Origin of the sequence: Streptococcus sp. GMD1S, assembly GCF_000296875.1 — a bacterium.
Lineage (GTDB): Bacteria > Bacillota > Bacilli > Lactobacillales > Streptococcaceae > Streptococcus.
On the sequence record NZ_AJQY01000107.1, the window covers coordinates 1 to 2,002 of the forward strand.

The window sequence follows — 2,002 nt, forward strand, 5'->3', positions numbered from 1 at the left end:
GCCGCTCCAACTGGATACTTAGCAGTAACAGATATTACATTCCAAGTTAACTACGACGGAACTGTAACAGTGGTAAATGCTAGTGGAAATCAGGTTGAGTTTAAGGATGGTAAGTTAGTAGTAACGGACCAAACTGAACCAGAAAATCCTAACCTACCAAACACTGGAAGTGAATCTGGACAAGTTGCATTAGCAGCAGGTTTAGCTCTTCTAGCTTTAGGTGCAGGTCTTGTAGCAACTAAACGAAGAAAAGAAGACTAATCTCATTTAGTAGCCAATAAGTACAGTAAAGAAAGATCAGGGATAACCCCCTGGTCTTTTTTCTATGATTCAGAATAATGAAATATGCTAAATTAAACTATTTATCAGTATGGTGTATGACTATTGCTAGATTTCTTCTGAGTTTTACTTATATAAAATAGTTTGGATAATTATTAAGGTGTATCAAACTTATAAATAAATGGAATGTTTTGTGCATTGTTCCTTTCTGTTTGTTTAAAAGAGAAGTTGTTCGTATGTGTATACTAAACTTAAAGAAACTTCAGTCTGATGAAAGAATTAGTTTTTATGGCAGTAATTTTACACTGTGTCAATATTTTCAAAAGGCAATAACCTCATAATATTACAAAAAAAGTTAATTTTGTTTTATAATGAAACTAAAGGAGGTTTCTATATTAAAAATAGAACAAATATGATAAATATTGCACTTATATATAGTTATGATATATGTTAATATGATGTAACTTATTCAATAACCCTCATGGATTTCAACGAATTCGAAAGGAGATGAGTGTTGAGGTTTTATAATCATAGTTTGTCGTTTTAATGTTTTCGGTAATTTAGAAAGGAAGATTATGAAGAACAAGAAATTTTGGTTACCCATCCTAACTTCTCTGGCCTGTTTGCTAGGGATGATCTTTGCTCCAAATTCAGTTCAAGCAAAGGAACTGAAGAACGTTATCAGTAATATTGGAATTTGGGAGGTTGATAATGGTAAGTTTATAAAACCAGATGCGAATGGTGTTTATACACTTTCTCCTGAACATCATAACTACTCAAATTATAAATTCACTGTTGATTACGATTTGAGTGCCTATGATGGTAAATTAGAGGACGGTGATACCTTTACCTTTACTGTTCCGAGCCCTTTAACTGTTAGAAATGAAACTTTTGATTTAAAAGATAAGGAAACAGATCTCGTTATCGGGGAAACTCAAATTGTATCAAACGGGGATAATAATGGTGGTAAGGCAACTATTACATTAAAAAATCTGAAAACCTATCTTGAGAAAAAAGGTGGCTATCAAGTCCAAAACGTTAAAGGAAATTTCTTTGTTGGTTTTAGTTCTAAAAATGAATTAAGCAATGAAACGCTCCGTTTTGATAAAACGGAAACCATAAATGAAATCACCCATCAAATCAAGGTTAAAAAAGGTGGTACGGCTGATTATTCTGAAGGAATCGGTCGAGCTAATTTCAATAAATATCATGGTTTGATTTACAAAGAGGATTGGACATCAAAGGCTCTAAATAAGAGTGGAAAATACTTACACAGCTGGTATGTTCGTGTTAATCCGAAACAAGCAGCCTATAATAAAATTGAAATTCATGACTGGGTAGATCCAAATGCTTCACCAATGCAGATGATTCCTGAAACATTTAGCGTCACAGCAGGTTGGTATGATCAGTATTATTATCTGAAAGATGAAGTGGTTTTAGAAGCTGGTAAGGATTACCAAGTAAAATGGAATGATTCTTACACAGAATTTACCTTAACAATTAACAATGCATCTTCAATTCTTGCGAAGAACGGGAAACCAGCAGCATTTCGAATTAATTATAAAACAAGTGCTCCAGCTGATGGCACGCAAGTCCAAAACAATGCTGAAATGAAGGGTGATGACCAGATTCTAACATATGACGACTATAGTAATAAGACAGTCGTTAAGCAAATCGGAAACTCAGTCGTTGCTTCTGGCGGTACAATTCAGTTAGAAACAGG

The 2,002-nt window shown here is 33.8% G+C and carries 2 protein-coding genes; both read left to right on the forward strand.

Annotation, left to right across the window (positions count from 1 at the left end):
• Positions 1-261: LPXTG cell wall anchor domain-containing protein (locus GMD1S_RS07375; RefSeq protein WP_000000541.1), on the forward strand; the 261-nt coding region annotated here is incomplete at its 5' end.
• Between the two features lie 593 nt (positions 262-854).
• Positions 855-2,002 (forward strand): Ig-like domain-containing protein (locus tag GMD1S_RS07380; protein WP_000791205.1); only part of this gene is annotated, 1,148 nt, incomplete at its 3' end.